This is a genomic window from Mycobacterium shimoidei (assembly GCF_900417275.1).
Classification (GTDB): domain Bacteria; phylum Actinomycetota; class Actinomycetes; order Mycobacteriales; family Mycobacteriaceae; genus Mycobacterium; species Mycobacterium shimoidei.
Genome location: NZ_UEGW01000001.1, coordinates 2,099,547 through 2,120,297 on the forward strand (window position 1 = coordinate 2,099,547; position 20,751 = coordinate 2,120,297).

19 protein-coding genes and 1 pseudogene are annotated in these 20,751 nt (G+C 65.2%); 9 read left to right on the forward strand and 11 right to left on the reverse strand.

Annotation, left to right across the window (positions count from 1 at the left end):
• Positions 1 to 25: 25 nt before the first annotated feature.
• The gene (locus MSP7336_RS10340) at positions 26 to 937 is read right to left on the reverse strand and encodes a carbohydrate kinase family protein (RefSeq protein ID WP_113963641.1); all 912 of its coding nucleotides are present in this window, start codon (positions 935 to 937) and stop codon (positions 26 to 28) included.
• The gene (locus MSP7336_RS10345) at positions 934 to 2,331 is read right to left on the reverse strand and encodes a mannitol dehydrogenase family protein (protein WP_069396178.1); all 1,398 of its coding nucleotides are present in this window, start codon (positions 2,329 to 2,331) and stop codon (positions 934 to 936) included. The genes MSP7336_RS10340 and MSP7336_RS10345 overlap by 4 nt, the downstream gene beginning before the upstream one ends.
• 155 nt (positions 2,332 to 2,486) lie before the next feature.
• Here MSP7336_RS10345 and MSP7336_RS10350 point away from each other — a divergent pair, with 155 nt between their 5' ends.
• Positions 2,487 to 4,751 (forward strand): ATP-dependent DNA ligase, encoded by a 2,265-nt coding sequence (locus MSP7336_RS10350; RefSeq protein ID WP_113963643.1) that lies wholly within the window; start codon positions 2,487 to 2,489, stop codon positions 4,749 to 4,751.
• Here the strand turns inward: MSP7336_RS10350 and MSP7336_RS10355 are convergent, their stop codons facing one another.
• Together MSP7336_RS10355 and MSP7336_RS10360 are read right to left on the reverse strand one after the other, a co-directional pair.
• Positions 4,752 to 5,597 carry an HAD family hydrolase gene (locus tag MSP7336_RS10355; RefSeq protein ID WP_113963644.1) on the reverse strand — a complete coding sequence of 282 codons (846 nt, stop codon included), beginning with the start codon at positions 5,595 to 5,597 and terminating at the stop codon, positions 4,752 to 4,754.
• On the reverse strand, positions 5,594 to 7,132 hold the full coding sequence (locus MSP7336_RS10360) for a mannitol dehydrogenase family protein (RefSeq protein WP_069396175.1): 1,539 nt from the start codon (positions 7,130 to 7,132) through the stop codon (positions 5,594 to 5,596). Before MSP7336_RS10360 ends, MSP7336_RS10355 begins: the two co-directional genes overlap by 4 nt.
• 136 nt (positions 7,133 to 7,268) lie before the next feature.
• Between MSP7336_RS10360 and MSP7336_RS10365 the strand changes: the two genes are divergently transcribed.
• Positions 7,269 to 9,212 carry a fumarylacetoacetate hydrolase family protein gene (locus MSP7336_RS10365; protein ID WP_113964863.1) on the forward strand — a complete coding sequence of 648 codons (1,944 nt, stop codon included), beginning with the start codon at positions 7,269 to 7,271 and terminating at the stop codon, positions 9,210 to 9,212.
• Here the strand turns inward: MSP7336_RS10365 and MSP7336_RS10370 are convergent.
• Positions 9,209 to 9,760 (reverse strand): hypothetical protein, encoded by a 552-nt coding sequence (locus MSP7336_RS10370; protein WP_069396174.1) that lies wholly within the window; start codon positions 9,758 to 9,760, stop codon positions 9,209 to 9,211. The genes MSP7336_RS10365 and MSP7336_RS10370 overlap by 4 nt on opposite strands.
• A gap of 38 nt (positions 9,761 to 9,798) precedes the next feature.
• On the opposite strand from MSP7336_RS10370, the gene MSP7336_RS10375 reads away from it, so the two are divergent.
• Complete coding sequence (locus MSP7336_RS10375) at positions 9,799 to 10,605, forward strand: enoyl-CoA hydratase/isomerase family protein (protein ID WP_069396173.1); 807 nt, start codon at positions 9,799 to 9,801, stop codon at positions 10,603 to 10,605.
• 3 nt (positions 10,606 to 10,608) lie between these two features.
• Here MSP7336_RS10375 and MSP7336_RS10380 read toward each other — a convergent pair whose 3' ends face one another.
• Positions 10,609 to 11,475 (reverse strand): TIGR03619 family F420-dependent LLM class oxidoreductase, encoded by an 867-nt coding sequence (locus MSP7336_RS10380; RefSeq protein WP_113963645.1) that lies wholly within the window; start codon positions 11,473 to 11,475, stop codon positions 10,609 to 10,611.
• Between the two features lie 68 nt (positions 11,476 to 11,543).
• Here MSP7336_RS10380 and MSP7336_RS10385 point away from each other — a divergent pair, with 68 nt between their 5' ends.
• On the forward strand, positions 11,544 to 12,233 hold the full coding sequence (locus tag MSP7336_RS10385) for a GAF and ANTAR domain-containing protein (protein WP_113963646.1): 690 nt from the start codon (positions 11,544 to 11,546) through the stop codon (positions 12,231 to 12,233).
• A gap of 13 nt (positions 12,234 to 12,246) precedes the next feature.
• Here the strand turns inward: MSP7336_RS10385 and MSP7336_RS10390 are convergent, their stop codons facing one another.
• Together MSP7336_RS10390 and MSP7336_RS10395 are read right to left on the reverse strand one after the other, a co-directional pair.
• On the reverse strand, positions 12,247 to 13,323 hold the full coding sequence (locus MSP7336_RS10390) for a DUF4873 domain-containing protein (RefSeq protein WP_425325739.1): 1,077 nt from the start codon (positions 13,321 to 13,323) through the stop codon (positions 12,247 to 12,249).
• Complete coding sequence (locus MSP7336_RS10395) at positions 13,320 to 14,222, reverse strand: AurF N-oxygenase family protein (protein WP_069396170.1); 903 nt, start codon at positions 14,220 to 14,222, stop codon at positions 13,320 to 13,322. The genes MSP7336_RS10390 and MSP7336_RS10395 overlap by 4 nt, the downstream gene beginning before the upstream one ends.
• A 100-nt stretch (positions 14,223 to 14,322) precedes the next feature.
• Here MSP7336_RS10395 and MSP7336_RS10400 point away from each other — a divergent pair, with 100 nt between their 5' ends.
• From MSP7336_RS10400 to MSP7336_RS10410, 4 genes and pseudogenes are all read left to right on the forward strand, one after another.
• Positions 14,323 to 14,724 (forward strand): phage holin family protein, encoded by a 402-nt coding sequence (locus tag MSP7336_RS10400; protein ID WP_069396169.1) that lies wholly within the window; start codon positions 14,323 to 14,325, stop codon positions 14,722 to 14,724.
• A gap of 15 nt (positions 14,725 to 14,739) precedes the next feature.
• Positions 14,740 to 14,976 (forward strand): annotated as a pseudogene (locus MSP7336_RS24205) (DNA-formamidopyrimidine glycosylase family protein); the annotation flags it as partial.
• A gap of 153 nt (positions 14,977 to 15,129) precedes the next feature.
• Positions 15,130 to 15,603, forward strand: coding sequence for a zinc finger domain-containing protein (locus MSP7336_RS24210; RefSeq protein ID WP_232321025.1), 474 nt, complete (start codon positions 15,130 to 15,132; stop codon positions 15,601 to 15,603).
• Between the two features lie 9 nt (positions 15,604 to 15,612).
• Positions 15,613 to 16,362, forward strand: a complete 750-nt coding sequence (locus MSP7336_RS10410) for an SDR family oxidoreductase (RefSeq protein ID WP_113963649.1) — start codon at positions 15,613 to 15,615, stop codon at positions 16,360 to 16,362.
• On the opposite strand, the gene MSP7336_RS10415 is transcribed toward MSP7336_RS10410, so the two are convergent.
• Positions 16,359 to 17,678 carry an oxygenase MpaB family protein gene (locus tag MSP7336_RS10415; protein ID WP_113963650.1) on the reverse strand — a complete coding sequence of 440 codons (1,320 nt, stop codon included), beginning with the start codon at positions 17,676 to 17,678 and terminating at the stop codon, positions 16,359 to 16,361. The two genes, MSP7336_RS10410 and MSP7336_RS10415, sit on opposite strands and share 4 nt — an antisense overlap.
• Before the next feature lie 101 nt (positions 17,679 to 17,779).
• Here MSP7336_RS10415 and MSP7336_RS10420 point away from each other — a divergent pair, with 101 nt between their 5' ends.
• A complete protein-coding gene (locus MSP7336_RS10420; protein ID WP_181786963.1) occupies positions 17,780 to 18,355 on the forward strand; it encodes a TetR/AcrR family transcriptional regulator in 576 nt (191 codons plus the stop codon).
• A 3-nt stretch (positions 18,356 to 18,358) separates the two neighbouring features.
• Here MSP7336_RS10420 and pgi read toward each other — a convergent pair whose 3' ends face one another.
• Both pgi and ric read right to left on the reverse strand, forming a co-directional pair.
• The gene (pgi, locus tag MSP7336_RS10425; protein WP_113963652.1) at positions 18,359 to 20,017 is read right to left on the reverse strand and encodes a glucose-6-phosphate isomerase; all 1,659 of its coding nucleotides are present in this window, start codon (positions 20,015 to 20,017) and stop codon (positions 18,359 to 18,361) included.
• Between the two features lie 39 nt (positions 20,018 to 20,056).
• Positions 20,057 to 20,740: an iron-sulfur cluster repair di-iron protein gene (ric, locus tag MSP7336_RS10430; protein WP_113963653.1), complete on the reverse strand. Its 684-nt coding sequence runs from the start codon at positions 20,738 to 20,740 to the stop codon at positions 20,057 to 20,059.
• Positions 20,741 to 20,751: the final 11 nt, after the last annotated feature.

The window sequence follows — 20,751 nt, forward strand, 5'->3', positions numbered from 1 at the left end:
CCCGTACTGCAACCGTGTTACGCGTCTAAACAGCGTCCGCCGCGGCATCGACGGCGGCCCGATCCGGCAGGTCGGCGCCCGCCCGGGCAACCGTTAACGCCGATAGCAACGTCGCCCTTCGCAGCGCGCCGGTCAGGGCTTCCGGTCCGATTCGACGCAATTCGTCGCGACGATCCGCGCCCAACAGGTTCATCGTCCACAGCGCGTCGATGAGACCGACCATGAAGGCGTCTCCGCCGCCGACGGTGTCGACCACCTGCGCTCTAGCGGCCGAAACCCGGATCTCGCCACCGCGGCAGAGCGCCGTCGCGCCGCGGTCACCCAGCGTCACGGCAACGATCGAGGCACCGCAAGCCAGCCATCCCCGCGCGGTCGCTTCGGGCGGATGGTCGGGTGAGATCCAGCGCAGGTCCTCTTCGCTGACTTTGACGATGTCACTGCGTTCGACTAAATGCCCGATACGTTCGCGGGCCAGGTCGGGGTCGCCGATCAGCGCGGGGCGCACATTGGGATCGAACGTCACCGTCGCCGAGACTCGATAGGTGTCGATCAGCGCCGCGACCGCCAGACATCCGGGCTCATGCACGGACGCGATCGATCCGGTGTGTACCACCCGCGGTGGAGCCACCGCCGGAGTGCCGGAAAGCTGCCAGGTCAGATCGAACACGTAGTCGGCCGACCCGTCTACGCCCACGCTGGCTCGCGCGGTGGATGTCCGGCCTGGGCCGGCACCACCTGAAACCAATTGCACCCCGGACGCAGTGGCGTACTCGGCGATCAACCGGCCGTACGGGTCGTCGCCGACGTGGGTCAACAGGTCGACGCCGCGGCCCAGCCGGCCCAGGCCCACTGCGACATTGAGCGGGCTGCCGCCGACGTACTCGTTGCCGTCGATGATGTCGATCAGCGATTCGCCGATCACCAGTGCGCGGTTCATCGCAGCAGTTCTTCCAGCGTGGCGCGAGCTCCTTTGCGGTGCAACGAATCCAGCGCCCAGCGATATGCCTGGACGAAACGCGGCTGCTGCGCCAGATCCCCGAACACCGCAGTGATCTCGATGAACGCGGTGGGATTCTCCTTTTGCGACCGGGCGATCGGCACCAGCGAATCCGCCAGCTGGTCCACCACCTCGAACGGCTTACCCCATTCGTCGGTGCCTTCGGCGTAGCGGGCCCAGCTGGCCACGGTCGCCGCCGCCAGTCGAACCGACCCACCGCTGGCCAGGTTGTCCTGGATCACCGGAAGCAGCCACTTCGGAATGCGATCCGACGAGTAGGCGCACAGCCGCGAAACCGTGTCGCGCACGCCCGGATTGGCGAACCGTTCGAGCAGCGTGCGGCTGTAGTCGTGTAGGTCCACCCCGGGCACTGACGGCAGCGTCGGGATGGCCTCGAATTCGAAGTAGGCGAGTAGGAATTCGGCGATCAGCGGGTCGCGGGCGGCGTCGTGAACCAACTCGAAGCCGCATAGATGCGCGAAATAGCACAGGCACTGATGGCCCGCATTGAGCAGTCGCAGCTTCATCAACTCGTACGGTCTTACATCGTCGACCATCAGCACGCCCGCTTCTTCCAACGGTGGCCTGCCATCGGCGAAGTCGTCTTCGAGCACCCAGGCGCTGAATTGTTCGGCCACCACCGGCCACCGGTCGTTGACCCCGATCTCGCGTCGCACCGCCTCGGCCACATCCAGTGTCGTGGCCGGGGTGATCCGGTCCACCATCGAACTGGGGAACCGGACGTGTTCGGCCACCCATTCGCCGAGCGCGGGATCCCGGCGTTCGGCATGTGCGAGGACCGCTCGCCGCGCGACCTCACCGTTGGCTTCGATGTTGTCGCACGACACGATTGTCGGTGCGGCGATTTTCCGGTCGCGGCGTGTGGCCAGAGCCTCGGTGATCAATGCGAATGCGGGCCCGTCCGGATCGCGGTAGCCGCCTTCGGTGATGGTCATCGAAATGATCCGGGTGGTTGGTGCGGCCAGCACCTCGAGGGCCGCCTCCGGATCGTCGGGGGCGTAGCGGTAGTCGATGATCGAGCCGATCACCCGTGGGTCGCGGCTGCCGTCGGGGTTCTCCGCGATCAGCGTGTAGAGGCCGTCCTGATCCCGCAGCACGTCGCGCATCGGCCAGTCGGTGGGCAACACCCCGACCCCGCAGATGCCCCACTCGTTGGCCAGGCCCCGCTGCAGCAACCGGTCGATGTACATGGCCTGGTGCGCCCGGTGAAAGTGACCGGTCCCGATATGGGCGATACCGACGCCGACCTGGCCGCGGTCATAGTTTGGTCCCGGGATGAGCAGCGTTCTCAGCGCTGCATTGTTCAAGTTCATCGCGTTAGGCACGATTGCACACTCCTGAGCACGGCGGCGATGTTGCGGGCATATAACCGCGTGCCCGATGCGGCCGTCGGTCTAACGTTTTTCGTGCCTGAAGCCCCGGCTTATTTACGGCGAGGACGATAATCGATGACGCGTAGGTTGGCGGTATGGCGCCGCGGGTGAAGCTGACCAATGCAGACAAAGTGCTGTATCCCGCGACGGGCACCACCAAGGCCGAGGTGTTCGACTACTACACCAGCATCGCCGAAGTGATGGTGCCCCATATCGCCGGGCGCCCGGCAACCCGCAAACGCTGGCCCAACGGCGTCGATGAGCCGTCGTTTTTCGAAAAGCAGCTCGCCGACTCCGCACCCAACTGGCTACCGCGCGCCAGTGTGGTGCACAAATCGGGAACGACGACGTATCCGATCATCGACAGCGAGCTCGGGCTGGCCTGGATCGCGCAGCAGGCCGCGCTGGAGGTGCATGTACCGCAGTGGCGGTTCGTCGCCGAATGGACCCGCAGTGGGGAAAAGCTAAAGCCAGGCCCGGCAACGCGATTGGTGTTCGACCTCGACCCCGGTGAAGGCGTGACGATGGCCCAGCTCACCGAGGTGGCCCGCGCGGTCCGGGACTTGATTGCCGACATCGGGCTAACCACTTTTCCGCTCACCAGCGGCAGCAAAGGATTGCACCTTTACGCTCCGCTGGACAAGCCGGTCAGCAGCCGGGGTGCGGTTGTGTTGGCCAAACGTGTTGCGCAGCAACTGGAAAAGGCGATGCCCAAGCTGGTGACCTCGACCATGACCAAGAGTCTGCGGGCCGGGAAGGTGTTTGTGGACTGGAGTCAGAACAACGGGTCGAAGACCACCATCGCGCCGTATTCACTGCGTGGCCGCGAGCAGCCGACCGTCGCCGCGCCGCGCACCTGGGAGGAACTCGACGACAAGAAGCTTCGTCACCTCAGATACGACGAAGTGCTGGCCCGGGTCGAACGCGATGGCGATCTGCTCGCCCCGCTCGACGCCGAGGTGCGGCTTGCGGACCGACTGACGAAGTACCGCAGCATGCGGGACGCGTCGAAGACCCCCGAGCCGGTTCCCGCGGCGACACCCGCGACCGGCCACGACAACACGTTCGTCATTCAGGAGCACCGCGCTCGTCGGCTGCACTACGACTTCCGGTTGGAGCGCAACGGTGTGCTGGTGTCCTGGGCGATTCCCAAGAATCTGCCGCACACCCCGTCGGCCAACCATCTGGCGGTGCGCACCGAGGACCACCCGTTGGAGTACGGCACTTTCGAGGGCACCATCCCCAAGGGTGAGTATGGCGCGGGCAAGGTCGTCATCTGGGACTCCGGCACTTATGAGACCGAGAAGTTCCGCGACTCCGGCGAAAAAGGAGAGGTCATCGTCACGCTGCACGGCGACCGAATCTCCGGGCGTTACGCGCTGATCCAGACCAGCGGCGACCAGTGGTTAGCACACCGGATGAAGGACCAGAGGGTCTTCGACCTCGACGACATCGCTCCGATGCTCGCCAAGGAGGGCTCGGTAGAAAACCTCAAGGCGTCGGTGTGGGCATTCGAGGGCAAGTGGGACGGCTACCGGCTTATCCTCGAGGCGGACCGGGGCGCTGTTCGGCTTCGATCGCGCCGCGGTCGTGACGTGACCAAGGACTACCCCCAATTGCAGTCACTGGCAAGCGATCTGGAAGATCATCACTTCGTGCTCGATGGCGAGGTAGTGGCACTCGACAAATCGGGGGTGCCGAGTTTCTCCGAGATGCAGAATCGGGTCCGTGCCACCCGCATCGAGTACTGGGCGTTCGACCTGCTGTATCTGGACGGCCGCTCGCTGCTGCGTGTCCCATACCGTGACCGTCGCCGTCTGCTGGAAACACTGGCCAGGGGAACCGATTTGATTGTTCCGGACTTGTTGCCCGGTGACGGTGCCGAAGCGTTGGAGCACTCGCGCACCCGCGGATGGGAGGGTGTGATCGCCAAAAGGCGCGACTCGACCTACCAGCCGGGGCGCCGCTCGTCGTCGTGGATCAAGGACAAGCACTGGAAGACCCAGGAAGTCGTGATCGGCGGGTGGCGCGCCGGCGAGGGCGGACGCACCAGCGGCATCGGCTCGCTGTTGATGGGCATTCCCGATGACGGCGGGTTGCATTTCGCCGGCCGGGTCGGCACCGGTTTCACCGAACGCGATCTCGCCAACCTGAAGAAGACTCTGGAGCCGCTACACACCGACGAATCACCGTTTAACACCAGGCTTCCCAACAAAGACGCCAAGGGTGTGACGTTCGTCGAGCCGTCGCTGGTCGGCGAGGTCCGCTACAGCGAATGGACGTCGGACGGTCGGCTGCGCCAAGCCAGCTGGCGGGGCCTGCGGCCGGACAAGACACCCGACGAGGTGCACCGGGAATAGTTACTTGACGGCCGGCGCCAGCAGGGCATCGGTGAGCGCAGACCACGACTCGGCTATCGCGTGTGCACCCGCATCGGCAAGTTCGGCCCTGCGGCAAGCACGTTCGTGGTCGGGCACGAAGAACAGGTTGCCGACGGTGAGGTAGCCGGCCGCCACCGCGGAGGTCACCCCGGCCACCGAGTCTTCGATGGCCAGCCCTTGACGCGGGCCGATATCCATAACCTCACCGGCATGCAGATACACCGCCGGGTCAGGCTTACTCGTCGGTACCTGAAGCGAATCTTCTGCGCTGAAGCGCATATTCGCCGGAATGAGTTGATCCAGGCCGGTGGCGGCGAAGCAGGCGTCCAGGCGCGCAAGCGCACTCGAGCTGACCGCGGCCAACCTATACCGCGAAGCGAGGCTCCGCAGTGCGGCGGCGACCTGTGGGTCCGGACTCAAGGTGGCGGCCAGATGAGCGGTGACGTGCTCGCGTTCCTGGCGCACCCATTGCTCGAGTTCGTCGGCGCACAGCGCCCGGCCTGCTGCCACGTCATTGTCTGACGCGACGACGGCGGCGGGGTGGTCCTTTGCCAGCGTCTGCTCGAGCGGCACTTCGCATAGCACAGCCAGATCGAGTGCGGTGCTGCGGAAGTTCTTGCCGACGGCTTTCTTTCGCAGCTCGTCGGCGCTCAGCGGCACCGACACGCCGAACCTGGCCAAAAACCGGTTGGTCACTTCGACCGAGGCGTCGAACGCCGGCGCTTCGGAGGCGAAGAGGTTGTCGTCGGCGTCGCAAAGCAGCGTGGTGATCGACGCTGGGTCGAATTCGCGGATCACCGCGAGCCTCTGCTGATTGCGCTTCATGCCAGCTCCCGGGCAGTGTCCTGCAATGCCTGGCGCAGCGCGGCCCGCACACCGCGCTCGTCGATGTCGGCGATCAGATCACCGAGCTGTTCCGCAAAGCCGGGGGTACCGCGGAATTCGGTGAAGATCTCATGTTCCAGCAGCGGATAGGCACCGTTTCCTGCGCGCGTCGCCAGGTCCGTCAGCACGTCCGCCTGCGGATCGTCGATGCGGATTTTGCGGCCGTAGAGGTCGGTGCCCCGCAGGTATCGGGCCCACCCGGCTACTGCCAGCATCAGCAGCGTGTGCGGTCGGCCCTGCCTGATCGCCTCGTGCAGGGACGGCAGCACGAACGACGGCATCTTTTCCGACCCCCTGCGCGCCAACCGTGACAACTGGTCGGGAATGCGGCGATTGGACAGTCGGGTGAGCAGTGTGTTCCGATAGCCGCGGGTGTTCATCGGATGCCTGGCCGGCAGCAGCGGCTGAATCTCGTCGCGCATCAGCTGCTCGACGTAACCGAAGATCACCGGGTCGCTCATCGCTTCGCCGGTGCGCTGATAGCCGGCCAGCGTGGCCAGACACCCGAGTGCCATATGAGTTGCGTTGAGCAGGCGGGTTTTAACCAGCTTGTAGTCACTGACGTCGGCCACGAACTCGACACCGACCTCGTCCAGCGGCGGGCGGCCGTGGGAAAAGCTGTCCTCGATGATCCATTGACAATGCGGTTCGGTCACGACCGGCAGCATGTCGGCGATGCCGAAGGTGCGTTCGACGAACTCGCAGTCCTCCTCGGAGGTCTGTGGGGTGATCCGGTCGACCATGGTCGACGGGAACGCGACATTGCGCTCGATCCAGCGGCCGAGGCGCGGATCACGCAACGTGGCGAACGACACCAGCGCGGTTCGCGCTGTCGGTGTGTTGTCGGGGATGTTGTCACAACACAGCACCGTGAACGGGGCAATACCGGCGCGGCGGCGCCGGTCGAGGGCCTCGGTCAGATAAGCCCACGCGGTGGCGTAGCACTTCGCGGATTTCGGTGCCGCGAGATCGGCACGCACGTCGGGGTGGGTAGCGTCGAATTCCCCGGTGCGCGGGTCCAGGTAATACCCGTTGCCGGTAATCGTCAGGCTGACGACGCGGGTTTGGGGGTCAGCCAGGGCGGTGCGGACAGCCACGCTGTCGTGCGGTGCGTAGTGGTAGCCGCCGATGGAGCCGACCACGCGAGCCGTTTGGCGCTCCCCGCGTTGAACCACGGTGTAGAGCCCATCCTGTGCCGACAGCAGATCTTTGACTCTGGGCGTGCGCAAACTGACGTTGGTGACTCCCCACTGGCGGGAAACACCCGAGCGGGCAAGGTCGTCGAAGTAGACGGCCTGATGAGCGCGGTGGAAGTTGCCTGGGCCGATGTGGACGACACTGGGCCGCAGGGCCGAGCGGTCATACGTCGGCACATCGATTCGTTGGGAATGCAGTGGCAATGTGGCGTTACTGAGCGGGACGCCGACGGTGCGGCGCAAAGGGACGACGTTGCTGATGCTTTTTCGGTATCCCATCGCGCGCCGAACTTAGCTTCGTCGCGGACGGGCGGCAACCAACCGAACCATCGCCGCCCCCCGACGCGGTTGTCGTAAGCAGGCGAAGAGTCGACATGGTGACGTTCGCCACACCGCGGTAAGTATGTTGTTGCTCATGCGGTGGGTGACATTTAGAGCTGATGACGGTGAACGCACGGGAGTGCTGGTAGGCGATGCGATCCATCCGATGCCGCCCGGCGTGACGCTGCTCGAGCTCATCGCGCGGGGCAGCGCCGGACTGCGGGAAGCCGCTGAAGATGCGTTGAGTTCGCCGCAGACCGTTGCTCTGCGCCAGGTGACGTTGAGGCCGCCGATTCCGCGCCCGCCGTCGATCCGCGACTCGTTGTGCTTTTTGGACCACATGCGCAACTGCCAGGCGGCGATGGGCGGCGGGCGGGTGCTCAAAGACACCTGGTATCGGATTCCGGCGTTCTACTTTGCCTGCCCGTCGACCGTGCTCGGTCCCTACGATGATGCGCCCACGGCTCCCGGAAGTGCCTGGCAGGACTTCGAATTGGAGATCGCTGCGGTGATCGGCGTCTCGGGCAAGGATCTGTCGGTCGAGGAAGCCGAGCAGGCGATCGTCGGCTACACCATTTTCAATGACTGGTCCGCGCGTGACCTGCAGCAACTGGAGGGCCAACTGGCGATCGGCCAGGCCAAGGGTAAAGACAGCGGGGTCACGCTGGGTCCCTACCTGGTCACGCCCGACGAACTGGAACCGTATCGCCGCGACGGCAAACTGAGCCTCGAAGTGACCGCATTGGTCAACGACGCGGTGATCGGATCGGGGTCGACGGGAACAATGGACTGGAGCTTCGGTGAGGTCATCTCCTATGCCTCGCGGGGCGTAATGCTCACTCCCGGCGATGTTTTCGGCTCAGGGACGGTGCCCACCTGCACGCTCGTCGAGCACCTCGACCCCAGCAAGCCGGAATCGTTCCGCGGTTGGCTGCGCGACGGCGACGTGGTCACGCTGCGAGTCCAAGGTTTGGGCGAGATCCGTCAAACGGTCCGCCACAGTCCGGCGCCGCACCGCCTGCCGCCGCGGCCGAATCCGGACGCCGCGGCTGACAAGCCGCGAGTCAATCGGGCTCCGGCGAAAGTTCCCTACACCCGCGGGCTGCACCAGGTGGCCGACCGGGTGTGGGCGTGGACGTTGCCCGACGGCGGGTATGGCTGGAGCAACGCCGGGCTGGTCGCCGGCGACGGCGCGTCGCTGTTGGTCGACACGCTGTTCGATCTGGCATTGACCCGCGAAATGCTGGATGCGATGCGGCCGGTCACTGACGGTGCCCCGATCACCCACGCGCTGATCACCCACTCCAACGGCGACCACACGCACGGCAATCAGCTGCTGGACCGCTCGGTGCGGATCATCGCCGCCAAGGGCACCGCCGAGGAGCTTGCACACGGCATGGCTCCCGAGATGCTGGCGATGACCCAGACCGCCGACCTGGGACCGGTGGCGACGCGGTATCTGCGAGATCGCTTCGGGCCCTTCGACTTCAGTGGCATCACGTTGCGCAATGCCGACCAGACGTTCGACGACGAACTTCAGGTCGAGATCGGCGGCCGTGTGGTGCGGCTGCTGAACCTGGGGCCTGCGCATACCGCGGCCGACTCCGTCGTTCACGTGCCCGACGCGGGGGTGCTGTTCGGCGGCGACCTGCTGTTCATCGGCTGCACGCCGATCGTGTGGGCCGGCCCGATCGCCAATTGGGTGGCGGCCTGTGATGCGATGATCGCCCTGGACGCGCCGATCGTGGTGCCCGGCCATGGTCCGGTCACCGATCCCGACGGAATCCGCGCAGTGCGTGGGTATCTGGCTCACATCAACGAGCAGGCCGAGGCGGCTTATCGCAAGGGCCTATCGTTCGCCGAGGCCGCCGCCACCATTGACCTCGGCGAGTACGCGGCGTGGTTGGATGCCGAGCGCGTCGTCGTCAATGTTTATCAGCGGTATCGCGAACTCGATCCCACCACACCGCAATTGCCGCCGATGGCGCTGTTGGCGATGCAGGCCGACTGGTTCGCCAAGCACAGCGCAAACGGCTAGGGCAACAGCGGCAGTCGCCACAGCCGGGCCCCGGGCTCCAGCAGCCACAACCGGGTGGCGGTGACGCGAATGATCCGCAGCGGACCGCCGATGAGGATGATCGCCAGCGGCAACGCGCCGAACACGGCAGTCGCGATGGCTAACCACATGTCGTCTGGGCCCGCGGTCATGATGTCGAACCAGGCGTCGCAGATCAGCAGTACCCCGGTGGCGAATGCGGTGAGAACCAGCATCTGACGGCGCAGGTATCCGAGCACAGCCGTGGCGGCCATGAAAACAACGAGCAGACAGTCGAATCCGACCCATGTTGCGGTCCAGTTGTGGGCGACATAGGTGTCCGGCAGCGTGAACGCCAGATAGACGATCCACGGGATCAGCAGCACGGATCCGGCGACCATCAACCCGATACGGACACGTCGAATTCGCTCGAACGCCCCCGACCGGGAAAACAGCTCGTCAACTGGGCGTTCCAGGCGGGCGATCAAGTCGCGGCGTTCCGCCGGGGACATCGCGGCGATCGTGGAATCAGAGAGGATGTTCTCGGTCATCGCTTCCACCGTAAGCGGTGCTCGCCTACCGTGCGGATATGACTGCTGTGCAATTGCAAACTCTCGAAGACCAGATCGCCGTTGTCACGATGAACCGGCCCGAGCGGTTGAACGCCATCGACGGGTCGCTGCTGGACGCGATGGATGCCGCCTTGGACACGCTCAGCAGCGGACAGTATCGGGCGGCCATCTTGACCGGCGCCGGACGCGGGTTTTGCGCCGGGGCCGACCTGTCCGGCACCGGTGAGCCGTGGACCAAGCCGGCGCCGGACACCCCGGCGTTCAAGGTCAACTACGACGCCCAGGTTCGCCTGGCCGATCAGCTGACCCGGCTCTACGAGTTGCCGATACCGGTGATCGCTGCGGTCAACGGCGTCGCTGTCGGCGGCGGCCTGGCTTACGCGCTGCATTGCGATGTCCGGATCGCCGCCGAGGCGGCCCGGTTCGGTTCGGTGTTCATCAAGGCGGGATTCTCCTCGATGGATATGGGCACCAGCTACCTGTTGCCCAGAATCGTCGGTGCCGGAGTGGCGCGCGAACTGATGTTGACCGGACGGATCATCGATGCGGCCGAGGCATACCGCATCAACCTGGTCCACGAAGTAGTGGCGCTCGACAGGCTGACCGATGCGGCGTTGGCAATGGCGCGTTCGATCGTGGAGAACAACGCATACGGTGTGTGGCAGACCAAGATTGGGCTCAATGCCGCGCTGGATGCGCCCAGCTTGCGGCATGCCAAGGAGATCGAGAATCGCACCCAGATCATCAGCGGGTTCACCAACAACCCGATCGAGGCCGCGTTGGCGCACCAACAGAAGCGGGCTCCGGTGTGGGATAGGTTGTAACGTCTAGACTTTCGCGATCACTTTCTCGGCGAACGTTTCCAGGTTGCGGATCTTGGTGTCCAGCGGCTCGGTGTCAGGGCCTTTGGTGTAGGGCATCCGGAAACCCACGATCACGTCGGTGACGCCCTTGTCCTCCAGTCGCTTGACGCCGTCGACGGTGAATGCGTCGGCCGAGATGACATGGATTTCGAATGGGCCGGTCTTGCCTTCCTCCGCGCGAAAGCCTTTGAGCCGTGCGATCAGTCGGTCCAGCTCGGCCGGGTCGCCGCCGCCGTGCATCCAGCCGTCGGCCCGCGCGGCACGCCGCAATGCGGCGTCGGCGTGCCCGCCCACCAGGATCGGGATCGGCGCAGTGGGGGCCGGGGTCATTTTCGTTTTGGGGATGTCGTAGAACTCGCCGTGGAACTCGAAGTACTCGCCGGTGGTGAGTCCCCGGATGATCTCGATGCACTCGTCCATTCGCTTGCCGCGCTTGGCGAATGGGACGCCGAGCAACTCGTAGTCTTCCGGCCAGGGGCTGGTACCGACACCGAGGCCCACACGGTTGCCGATCAGTGCGGCCAGCGAACCGACCTGCTTGGCCACCAGGACCGGCGGCCGGATGGGCAGCTTGAGGACGAAGAAATTGAACCGCAGCGTCGTCGTCACCGCACCCAGCGCGGCGGTCAACACAAACGTCTCGATGAACGGCTTGCCGTCGAGGAACTCGCGGCTGCCGTCGGGCGTGTACGGGTACTTCGAGTCCGACTCGAAGGGGTAGGCGATGCTGTCGGCGATCGTCATGCTGGCATACCCGGCCGCCTCCGCGGCTTTGGCCAGCGGAATGTAGAACGCCGGGTTGGTCATCGCCTCCGCGTAGCTGAACCGCACAACGCCTCCTGTTGCTGAGTATGTCCGCCACGAGGACAATAAGCCGGAGGCGATCGAAGCGAGCAAGCATGGCGCCCCAGGGCCCTAGCGGCCACCTCCTGGAAGTCGCGGAGTTGGCCCAAGCACTGCAACAGCAGTCGATGGATGTCGACTTCGTCCTCGCCGAACTCATCGAGAACGCCGTCCAGTCCGTACCCGCCGCACAATATGCCGGCATCACGACCGTGTTCCGCGACGGCACAGTTCAAACGACGACGGCTACCGGCCCCTATCCGGAGATTCTCGACGACATCCAGCAACGCCACTGCGAGGGGCCCTGTCTGTCAGCGGCCTGGGAGCATCACATCATCCGCATCGGCGACATGGCATGTGACACTCGTTGGCCGTCGTACAGTCGGGACGCCGCCGAAGAGACGCCGATCCGGTCGGCCATGTTGTTTCAGCTGTACACCAACCGCCAGACCATGGGTGCGCTGAACTTCTACGCCGAGCAGCGGGAGGCGTTCGACGATGATGCGGCTGAACTCGGCCTGATCCTGGCAACCCACGCGGCACTGGCGTGGAATTTGGTGCGCCGCGATGAGCAGTTCCGCAGCGCACTGGCTTCCCGCGACGTCATCGGCCAAGCCAAGGGGATCCTCATGGAGCGGTTCGGGATCGACGCCGTGCACGCCTTCGAGCTGCTCAAGCGGCTGTCCCAGCGCTCGAACACTCCGCTGATCGCCGTCGCCAGACAGCTTGTCGAATCGAAATCCTGACGACGCGGCTTGGCTACTGCGACGCGAACGGCGGAGCGCCGACACCGGCGATGGAGTGGGTGCCCTGCGGCGTTTCCTCGGTGATGCGCGCCGAGGCGCTGCAGTTGCCGATTGCAAGCGTCACCGCCCGGCCAGGCTTGAGCAGGTCCGGTGGATCGAAAACTGTTCCTTGCCAATGGTATTGGCCATCGATGGGGTCGACGTGGCCGATCAAGTGGACACGAACCGCCCGGCTGGTGTCCGCGACCGTCAGCGTGGCCGCACCCCGGTACGTCCCGTCGGGTCTTGGGTTCGACACGTCGAATGCCGACGCAATCGCACCGGGCTTCGGGCTGTGCAGGTAGACGCGCTCGTTGAAGGTCTGTTGGCTGCTGCGCCGAACTTCGATTCGCGACTGCCCGTCCATGAGCTGCAGGCAGGCGGCGACGTAGCGCTCGGAATCGGGCCCGCTGACGAAGAAGTAGTTGGGGAAGCCGTGCACCGCGACGCCGAGGTAGGGCTCCATCCCGTCCCGCCAGGCTTGCGGCAGGGTTATTCCGCCGGCTCCGACCAGCGCGGGGAGCTGATCGGGGACGGCGAATCCGGTGCCGTAGATGATCACGTCGACCTCATGGTGGACGCCGCTGCGAGTCCGGATGCCCGACGCTGTCAGGCTGTCGATGGGCTCCGATGTCACCGAGATCCGTGGTCGACGGCGCCGGCGTCGGCGGGTCGTGCCGACGACCCGCCGGGGCGCGTAGGCGAACACCTCGAGCTTGGCCGCGCGGCCGGTGATGCGCTCGATGAGCCGGCCGGCCTCGGCGTCGGCGCCGATCACCGCGATGCGTTTGCCGGTCGGGTCGAAGCCCGGCCCGGGCGCGGCTGCATGAAACGCCAGACCGCGAAACTCATTGCGCCCAGGCAGATCCGGAATCCACGGCACTAGCGGTGAACGTGCGATGACGATCTGGCTGCGGCACTCGTCGCCGCCGCGCGTGGTCAGCGTCCAGGCATCGGCGTCATCGTCGAACACCGCGCTGGTCAGCTCACCATCGAGGGTCGGGAAGCCCGCGATGTGCGCGCCGACGACAACGACGTCGGCGGTGATCACAGGAACTTGGTGCGCGCCCATCCCCGACGCGCGAGGGGTCCCATCAACCCCACCTCATCGAGAAATGCCGCCAGCGGCGCAAAGCCGGCCACCTGCACGGCATGGCGGTGCGGGCTGGTGCGCGCGGTCAGCCGGGCGTGGTGCGCGTCGAGACCTGCGCGGGCATACGGGATCGGGTTGGTGAACAGGTAGCGGAAGAACCAGCCGCCCAGCCCGTTGATGTTCGCCACGAACCACCGCTCCAGCCGCCGCATGTGCGCCGCCCGTTTGCGCAGTCCGTCGCGGGCGAACTGGATATGGCGGGCCTCTTCGGTGACGTGAATCCGCATCAGCCGCTGGATCATTGGCTGCAGCTCGGGGTCGTCCATCATCTGGCGTTGTAACGAGTCGAAGATCTCCTCGCCGATCAGCGCGGCCACCCACAGCACCGAGCCGCGGAAAAAGAACGGCAGCGTGTTGATGATCATCCGGTGATACAGCCGCGGACGCACCGGCTTGGCGCCAACCCGTTCGATGGCTTTGCCGAACATCACCATGTGGCGGGTTTCGTCGCCCAGTTCGGTCAGCGCGTAGTGCGACGAGCGGGTGGTCGGGTCCTTGTGGATCAGCTTGCGCAGCAGCGCCTGATTGAGCATGTTCTCGAACCAGATGCCCGCCGACAGCGTGTTGACCAGCTCTTGGCGGGAAAGCTCGATCTGCTGGGCGCGCGTCATCTGGTCCCACATCGGCGTGCCGTACAGCGACACGAGCTTGGGGGGCAGGTAGAACTTGTCCGGGTCAAGCGGGGCGTCCCAGTCAATGTCGACGACCGGCGCGTACGACTTTTTGACCGAGCCTTTGAGCAAGCGTTCGGAGAACTCTTCGCGACTTGGACCGGCTGGCTGCACCGCAGTAGTCATCTTTCAAACGGTAGGAAGCCCCTGCGGGGTAGTCAATACCTTTGGTACCGGATACCTCCGGTTCTGGCTATTTCTCGCGGCCGCGGAGTATTTTCGCGCCATGGGTCAATTCCTGCTGCGCGCCGCATTAACCGGATTCGCGTTATGGGTGGTCACGTTGATCGTGCCGGGGCTGAGCTTTGTCGGTGGCGACTCCAAGCTGGAGCGCGCCGGCATCGTCTTCGTGGTCGCGGTGATCTTCGGCCTGGTCAACGCGTTCATCAAGCCGGTCGTGCAGATTCTGTCGATCCCGCTGTACATCCTGACCCTCGGCCTGTTCCACATCGTCATCAACGCGTTCATGTTGTGGCTCACGGCGTGGATCACCCGCCACACCACACACTGGGGGCTGCACATCGACCACTTCTGGTGGACGGCGATCTGGGCTGCCATCGTGCTGTCGATCGTCAGCTGGGTGCTGTCGCTGGTGGCGCGCGACGTGAGCCGCAGCGCTCGCCGCTGACGGCACACTGGACACATGCCCGAACTGCCCGAAGTCGAAGCACTCGCCGACCACCTGCGCCGCCACGCCCTCGGGCTCACGATCGGGCGCGTCGACGTCGCCGCGTTCTCGGTGCTCAAGACCTTCGACCCGCCCGTGGATGCCTTGCACGGCCAGGCCGTCACCGGGGCCCAACGGTGGGGCAAGTATCTGGGGCTGCAGGTCGGGCAGCTGTATTTGATCACCCACCTGTCCCGGGCGGGTTGGCTGAAGTGGTCCGACAAGCTGGCCGGCGCGCCGCTGCGGCCCGGTAAGGGCCCGATCGCGCTGCGGGTTCACCTCGGCGTCCCCGGGCAGGCACCCGGATTCGATCTCACCGAGGCCGGCACCCAGAAACGGCTGGCGGTCTGGCTGGTCGGCGATCCGATGCAGGTGCCGGGCATCGCGGCGCTCGGCCCGGATGCCCTGCAGGTCAGCGCCGAGGAGCTGGCCGGGCTGCTGGCCGGAAACAGTGGCCGGATCAAAACCGTCATCACCGACCAGAAGGTGATCGCCGGCATCGGCAACGCCTACAGCGACGAGATTTTGCACGTCGCCAAGATCTCGCCGTTCGCGACCGCAGGGAAACTGTCCGACGGGCAGCTCGCCGCGCTGCATGAGGCGATGGTGTCGGTGCTGACCGACGCCGTGACCCGCTCGGTCGGCCAGCAAGCCGCCACGTTGAAGGGCGAAAAACGCTCCGGCCTGCGGGTGCATGCCCGCACCGGACTGCCGTGCCCGGTGTGCGGGGACACCGTGCGTGAAGTGTCGTTTGCCGACAAGTCGTTTCAGTACTGCCCGACCTGTCAGACCGGCGGCAAGGTCCTGGCCGACCGGCGGATGTCGCGGTTGTTGAAGTAACCTGCCCGGGTGACTCGACAAAAGATCCTCATCACCGGCGCAAGCTCCGGGCTGGGCGCGGGGATGGCCCGCGCGTTCGCCGCCAAGGGCCGCGATCTGGCGCTGTGCGCCCGTCGCACCGACCGGCTCGACGAGCTCAAAGCCGAACTGACTTCGCAATATCCGGGAATCACGGTGGCCACCTCCGCGCTCGACGTCAACGACCACGAGCAGGTGCCGAAGGTGTTCTCCGAGTTTGCCGACGCGCTCGGCGGGATTGACCGCATCATCGTCAACGCCGGCCTCGGCAAGGGCGCCCCGCTGGGCTCGGGCAAGCTGTGGGCCAACAAGGCCACCATCGAGACCAACCTGGTGGCGGCGCTGGTGCAGATCGAAACCGCGCTGGAGATGTTCAAGCAGACCGGGTCGGGGCACCTGGTGCTGATCTCCTCGGTGCTGGCCAACAGAGGGGTGCCCGGCGTCAAGGCCGCCTACGGCGCCAGCAAGGCCGGCTTGTCATCGCTGGGCGAATCGCTGCGCGCGGAGTATGCGAGCGGCCCGATCAAAATCACCGTGCTGGAGCCGGGCTACATCGAGTCGGAGATGACCGCGAAGTCGGCCAGCACCATGCTGATGGTGGACAACGCGACCGGCGTCAAGGCGATGGTCACCGCGATCGAACGCGAATCCGGCCGCGCCGTCGTGCCGGCCTGGCCGTGGGGGCCGCTGGTTCGGGTGCTGCGGGTATTGCCGCTTCGGCTGACCAAGTACTTCGCCTAGCTCGCGACTGGCGTGTAATGCGCTGCGTCGGTGGTGAATTCGGGCTTGCCGTAGGTCGCCAGCCGAAGCTTGAGCAGCCCGATGACGTATGCGTCGGTGATGTCTCGAAGCACAGGGACGCGGCTGGCCTGGCTCACCGCGGTGAAACGCCCGATGATGAACGGCGCGGTGAGGGCGACGCGCACGAGATCCGTAGTCCCCATTGAGACGCCCATGGCCTCGGCGATGTTGCGATCACCACCGCAGAACGTGCGGACGAAGGTGAGCTTGGAGAAGCTTTTCTCGACCGCCTCGGCGCAACGGTCGAACAAGGTCGTGTCGGGGCGCAGATAGGCCGCCATCGTGCCGCTGACGAGCTCGCGGCAGATGTCGTCGAATCCGTCGCGCAGCAGCGCAGAGCGCGCGTGCATGACGTGCATGATGTCGGCTGGTTCGGCGGGCAGCAATTCCTCGGGCAGACCCAGCAGAAAGCACCGGTATCTGGCGAATTCGACGACGGCGCGCTCTTGCTTGGTGAACCGGGACCGGCCCTGTTGACGTGCCTTGCGCGCCAACAGGTACTGGCCGATCATTCCGGCGGGCATCTGGTCGACTTGCGGCACCGGCATGCCGTAGACACCGACGTCCCACTTGTCGGATTTCTTCAGCGCGTTGTAGCGGACCATCGAGTGCATCAACCGGACCATGGCCGCGGCCTCGAAGCCGGGGCCGTACCGGTCCAGCGCGCCGGGCAGGGTAGTGACGGCGAAGAAACTGGCCGTCTCGTTGACCCGCCGGGCGGCCCGCTTGCCCGACAGTGCGCCGGTCAGAGCCATCGGCAGTGCGGCGTAGGTATTGGTGAAGGTCGCGAGAAAGGCTCCGCGCGTGATGAAGGGGGCCAGCAGGGCCGCCGGGATGCGCTCTTGGCGCGCGCCTTCGCGTACCAGGTCGAAGTCGATCCACTCCGGGGTGGCCTCCATGGCGCCGATGAACGACACGAGCTCGGGCGGCGCCTCGGGCACCGCCTCGAGTCCCTCTCGGCAGGCCCTCTTGAGCATGTCGATCAGCTGCGTGACGCTGTGCGTGGCCATTAGCGCCGCATAGGGATCGGCGACGACGTCGCCGAGCAGGGTGGCGGTGCTGATCAATTCGAGGACGCGCTCGTCTTCCAGGATCGGTGCGCGGTCGGCCACCCAGGTGGGCAGGGCCGAGTCGGCGTCGGGCTCGGTAACCAGCCGATCCGGCCGCTGGTCGAAGTCGAAGTCTCCGTAGAGGTCGGGCTGCAAATCGCGCTGGCTCCGGACCCGCTGCGCGAGCTCAGGGTAGTAGGTGACCATCACGACCTCCGGATAACTAACAGTTAGTGAGTAATACTCACAAGTTGTTAGTTATCCTGTCAAGGATGACCACATCGTTACGGGAGAGCCCGAAGCGGCGCATGACCGCCGAGCGCCGGCGCGAGCAGATCCTCGATGTCACACACGCGATCGTGGACGCCGAAGGATTTCACGCGGCGACCCCCAACCGCATCGCCGGCCAAGCCGGTATCAATCGATCGCTGATATATCAGCTATTCGGCGACCCGGCGGGGCTGTTCGTCGCGTTGATCGACCGCGAGGCGGCGCGGGCCGGCGCGCAGTTCGCCGAGGCGATCGCCGGGTTGGATGCGGTAGTAGACGATCAGTCGCTGGTGCTCGCATTCGACGGTGTGCTGGCTGCTGTCGACGCGCACCCGGCAACGTGGCGGCTGTTCTTGTTCCCGCCGCAGGGCGCGCCCCCGCAGTTGTATGCGCGGCTGGCTCAATCTCAGGCCGTCGTCCTCGACTTCTTCGTCAGGGAACTGCTGCGCATCAATCCCCATCTGCATGATCCGGAATACACCGCTCGGGTCCTGCATGCCGCCGGCCGCGAACTGCTGCAGCTGCACCTGGTTGAGCCGCAGACCGCGACGGTGGAACGCTTGCGTACGTTTGTGCGGCGATTCGGATCCGAGCTTGTCGTCGGGGCGCCTTAGGACCTAGCCCGCCCGCCCTCGTTCGCTGCGGTAGCGCCGAACCAGTGTGTCGGTCGAGCTGTCCGACTGCGGTGCGGGTGAACCGTCGTCGGCGATCACCGGCAGCAGCGCCTTGGCCTGAGTCTTGCCCAGTTCCACGCCCCACTGGTCAAACGAGTCGATGCCCCACACCACGCCCTCGGTGAACACTTGATGCTCGTAGAGGGCGATCAGCTGGCCGAGCACAGACGGGGTGAGCCGGGTCGCCAGGATCGACGTGGTCGGCCGGTTACCGGGCATCACTTTGTGCGGCACCACATCGGCCGGAGTGCCTTCGGCGGCAATCTCTTCGGCGGTCTTGCCAAATGCCAGCACCTGGGTTTGGGCGAAGAAGTTGCTCATCAACAAATCGTGCATGCTGCCGGTGCCGTCGGCGTCCGGCAGATCGTCCAGGGGTTGAGAGAAACCGATGAAATCGGCCGGTACCAGCCGGGTGCCCTGATGCAGCAACTGGTAGAAGGCGTGTTGGCCGTTGGTTCCCGGTTCGCCCCAAAAGATTTCGCCGGTATCGGTGACGACGGGCGTGCCGTCGGCGCGAGTCGACTTGCCGTTGGATTCCATGGTCAGTTGCTGCAGGTAGGCCGGAAACCGCGCCAGATCGTTGGAATACGGCAGCACCGCGCGCGATTGCGCACCAAAAAAAGTGGAGTACCACAACCCGATCAGCCCGAGTAGCACCGGCGCGTTGGCCTCTAGCGGGGCGGTCCTGAAATGCTCGTCGACGACATGGAATCCGGACAGGAAGTCGCCGAACGCCTCTCGTCCGATTGCGGCCATCACCGACAGCCCGATGGCCGAGTCTACCGAGTAGCGTCCGCCGACCCAGTCCCAGAAGCCGAACATGTTCGCGGTGTCGATGCCGAACTCGTCGACCAGTTTTTCGTTGGTGGACACCGCAACGAAATGCTTGGCCACCGCGTCCTCGCCGAGCGCGTCGGTTAGCCAACGCCGCGCGGCGGTCGCGTTGGTCAGCGTCTCCAGTGTGGAGAACGTTTTGGACGCGACGATGAAAAGCGTTGTGGCGGGGTCTAAGTCAGCCAGCTTCGCAACAAGGTCAGCCGGGTCGACATTGGAGACAAACCGCGCCGAGATGCCGGCGTCGGCGTAGTGGCGCAGCGCCTGGTACACCATCACCGGGCCCAGATCCGATCCGCCGATGCCGATGTTGACCACGGTCCTGATGGGCTTGCCTGTCGCACCGGTCCACTCGCCGCTGCGCAGCCGGTCGGTGAAATCGCCCATCGCGTCGAGCACTTTGTGCACGTCTTCGACGACATTCTGTCCGTCGACGATCAGCGTGGAGTCGCGCGGCAGCCGCAGCGCGGTGTGCAGCACCGCGCGGTTCTCCGAGGTGTTGATGTGCTCGCCGGCGAACATCGCGTCGCGACGCTCTTCGAGCCTGGCCGCGCGGGCCAACTCGACCAGCAATTTGAGCGTTTCGCGGTTGATGCGGTGCTTGCTGTAGTCGATGTAGAGATCGCCGACGGTGACCGTCAATTCGCGGCCACGGTCGGGGTCGTCGGTGAAGAGCTGGCGCAAATGGCGGTCTTTGATCTGGTCGTGATGTCCGCGCAGCGCGCTCCAGGTGCCAGTGGCGGTGATATCAGGGATAGCGGCAATCATGTTTTCGACCCTAGTCGGGCCGGCCAAAGCCTGACTCGGTCAGTTGTTGGCGAGCATGCGTGCAAACAGCACGTTGTTCTCCTTGTGAACGTGCATGTGCAAGTCGGATTCGATCTCTTCCAGGCCCGCCAACATTGCCGTGTAGGTGGGACAGGCGTCAGGGGGAACAGCATAACCGCTGGTGAGTTGCCGCAACTCGGCCAGCAGTTGGCCGGCTCGGTCGTGTTGCGTCATATTCTCGTCCAATGCGGCGTGCAGCTCTTCGGAGATAGGACCGTCGGCCCCGCTGCGCGCAAGGATTTCTGGGAACAATGCCGTCTCTTCGTTGCGCAGATGCGGCTCGACCTTATGGCGTAGCTCGTCGAATGCTTCACGCACCCGGGTCAACTCGGCGTGATTCGGGCCGTGAACCCTTGCCACCTTGTCCACCAGTGCCGACATCCGCGGAAATTCCTCCCAGAGGAACCGATGGTGGGTGGTGAGAATGTGCTCGATCAATGCCGGATCATCGAGATCCGCCCAACCGGCCCGCTGCCCGGGCTCTTCGGCGTTCAATGCGGCGAGGAGTTCGCCTGCATCGATCTGTGCCGCTGTACACGCGTCACCGAGCGGCCGTTGGCCATTGCAGCAGTAATCGATGCCGAAGCGTTCCAGAATCCGGGCGCGGGAGGGATCCGCGGTAACGATATCGCCAAGAATGGTATCGGACGTGTAGCTGGCCATCGGAATTTCCT

Coding starts and splice junctions, on each gene's coding strand:
- MSP7336_RS10340 (WP_113963641.1), bottom strand. CDS start 937: ATGAACCGCGCACTGGTGATCGGCGAATCGCTGATCGACATCATCGAC.
- MSP7336_RS10345 (WP_069396178.1), bottom strand. CDS start 2,331: ATGAACTTGAACAATGCAGCGCTGAGAACGCTGCTCATCCCGGGACCA.
- MSP7336_RS10350 (WP_113963643.1), top strand. CDS start 2,487: ATGGCGCCGCGGGTGAAGCTGACCAATGCAGACAAAGTGCTGTATCCC.
- MSP7336_RS10355 (WP_113963644.1), bottom strand. CDS start 5,597: ATGAAGCGCAATCAGCAGAGGCTCGCGGTGATCCGCGAATTCGACCCA.
- MSP7336_RS10360 (WP_069396175.1), bottom strand. CDS start 7,132: ATGGGATACCGAAAAAGCATCAGCAACGTCGTCCCTTTGCGCCGCACC.
- MSP7336_RS10365 (WP_113964863.1), top strand. CDS start 7,269: ATGCGGTGGGTGACATTTAGAGCTGATGACGGTGAACGCACGGGAGTG.
- MSP7336_RS10370 (WP_069396174.1), bottom strand. CDS start 9,760: ATGACCGAGAACATCCTCTCTGATTCCACGATCGCCGCGATGTCCCCG.
- MSP7336_RS10375 (WP_069396173.1), top strand. CDS start 9,799: ATGACTGCTGTGCAATTGCAAACTCTCGAAGACCAGATCGCCGTTGTC.
- MSP7336_RS10385 (WP_113963646.1), top strand. CDS start 11,544: ATGGCGCCCCAGGGCCCTAGCGGCCACCTCCTGGAAGTCGCGGAGTTG.
- MSP7336_RS10395 (WP_069396170.1), bottom strand. CDS start 14,222: ATGACTACTGCGGTGCAGCCAGCCGGTCCAAGTCGCGAAGAGTTCTCC.
- MSP7336_RS10400 (WP_069396169.1), top strand. CDS start 14,323: ATGGGTCAATTCCTGCTGCGCGCCGCATTAACCGGATTCGCGTTATGG.
- MSP7336_RS24210 (WP_232321025.1), top strand. CDS start 15,130: ATGCAGGTGCCGGGCATCGCGGCGCTCGGCCCGGATGCCCTGCAGGTC.
- MSP7336_RS10415 (WP_113963650.1), bottom strand. CDS start 17,678: ATGGTCACCTACTACCCTGAGCTCGCGCAGCGGGTCCGGAGCCAGCGC.
- MSP7336_RS10420 (WP_181786963.1), top strand. CDS start 17,780: ATGACCGCCGAGCGCCGGCGCGAGCAGATCCTCGATGTCACACACGCG.
- pgi (WP_113963652.1), bottom strand. CDS start 20,017: ATGATTGCCGCTATCCCTGATATCACCGCCACTGGCACCTGGAGCGCG.
- ric (WP_113963653.1), bottom strand. CDS start 20,740: ATGGCCAGCTACACGTCCGATACCATTCTTGGCGATATCGTTACCGCG.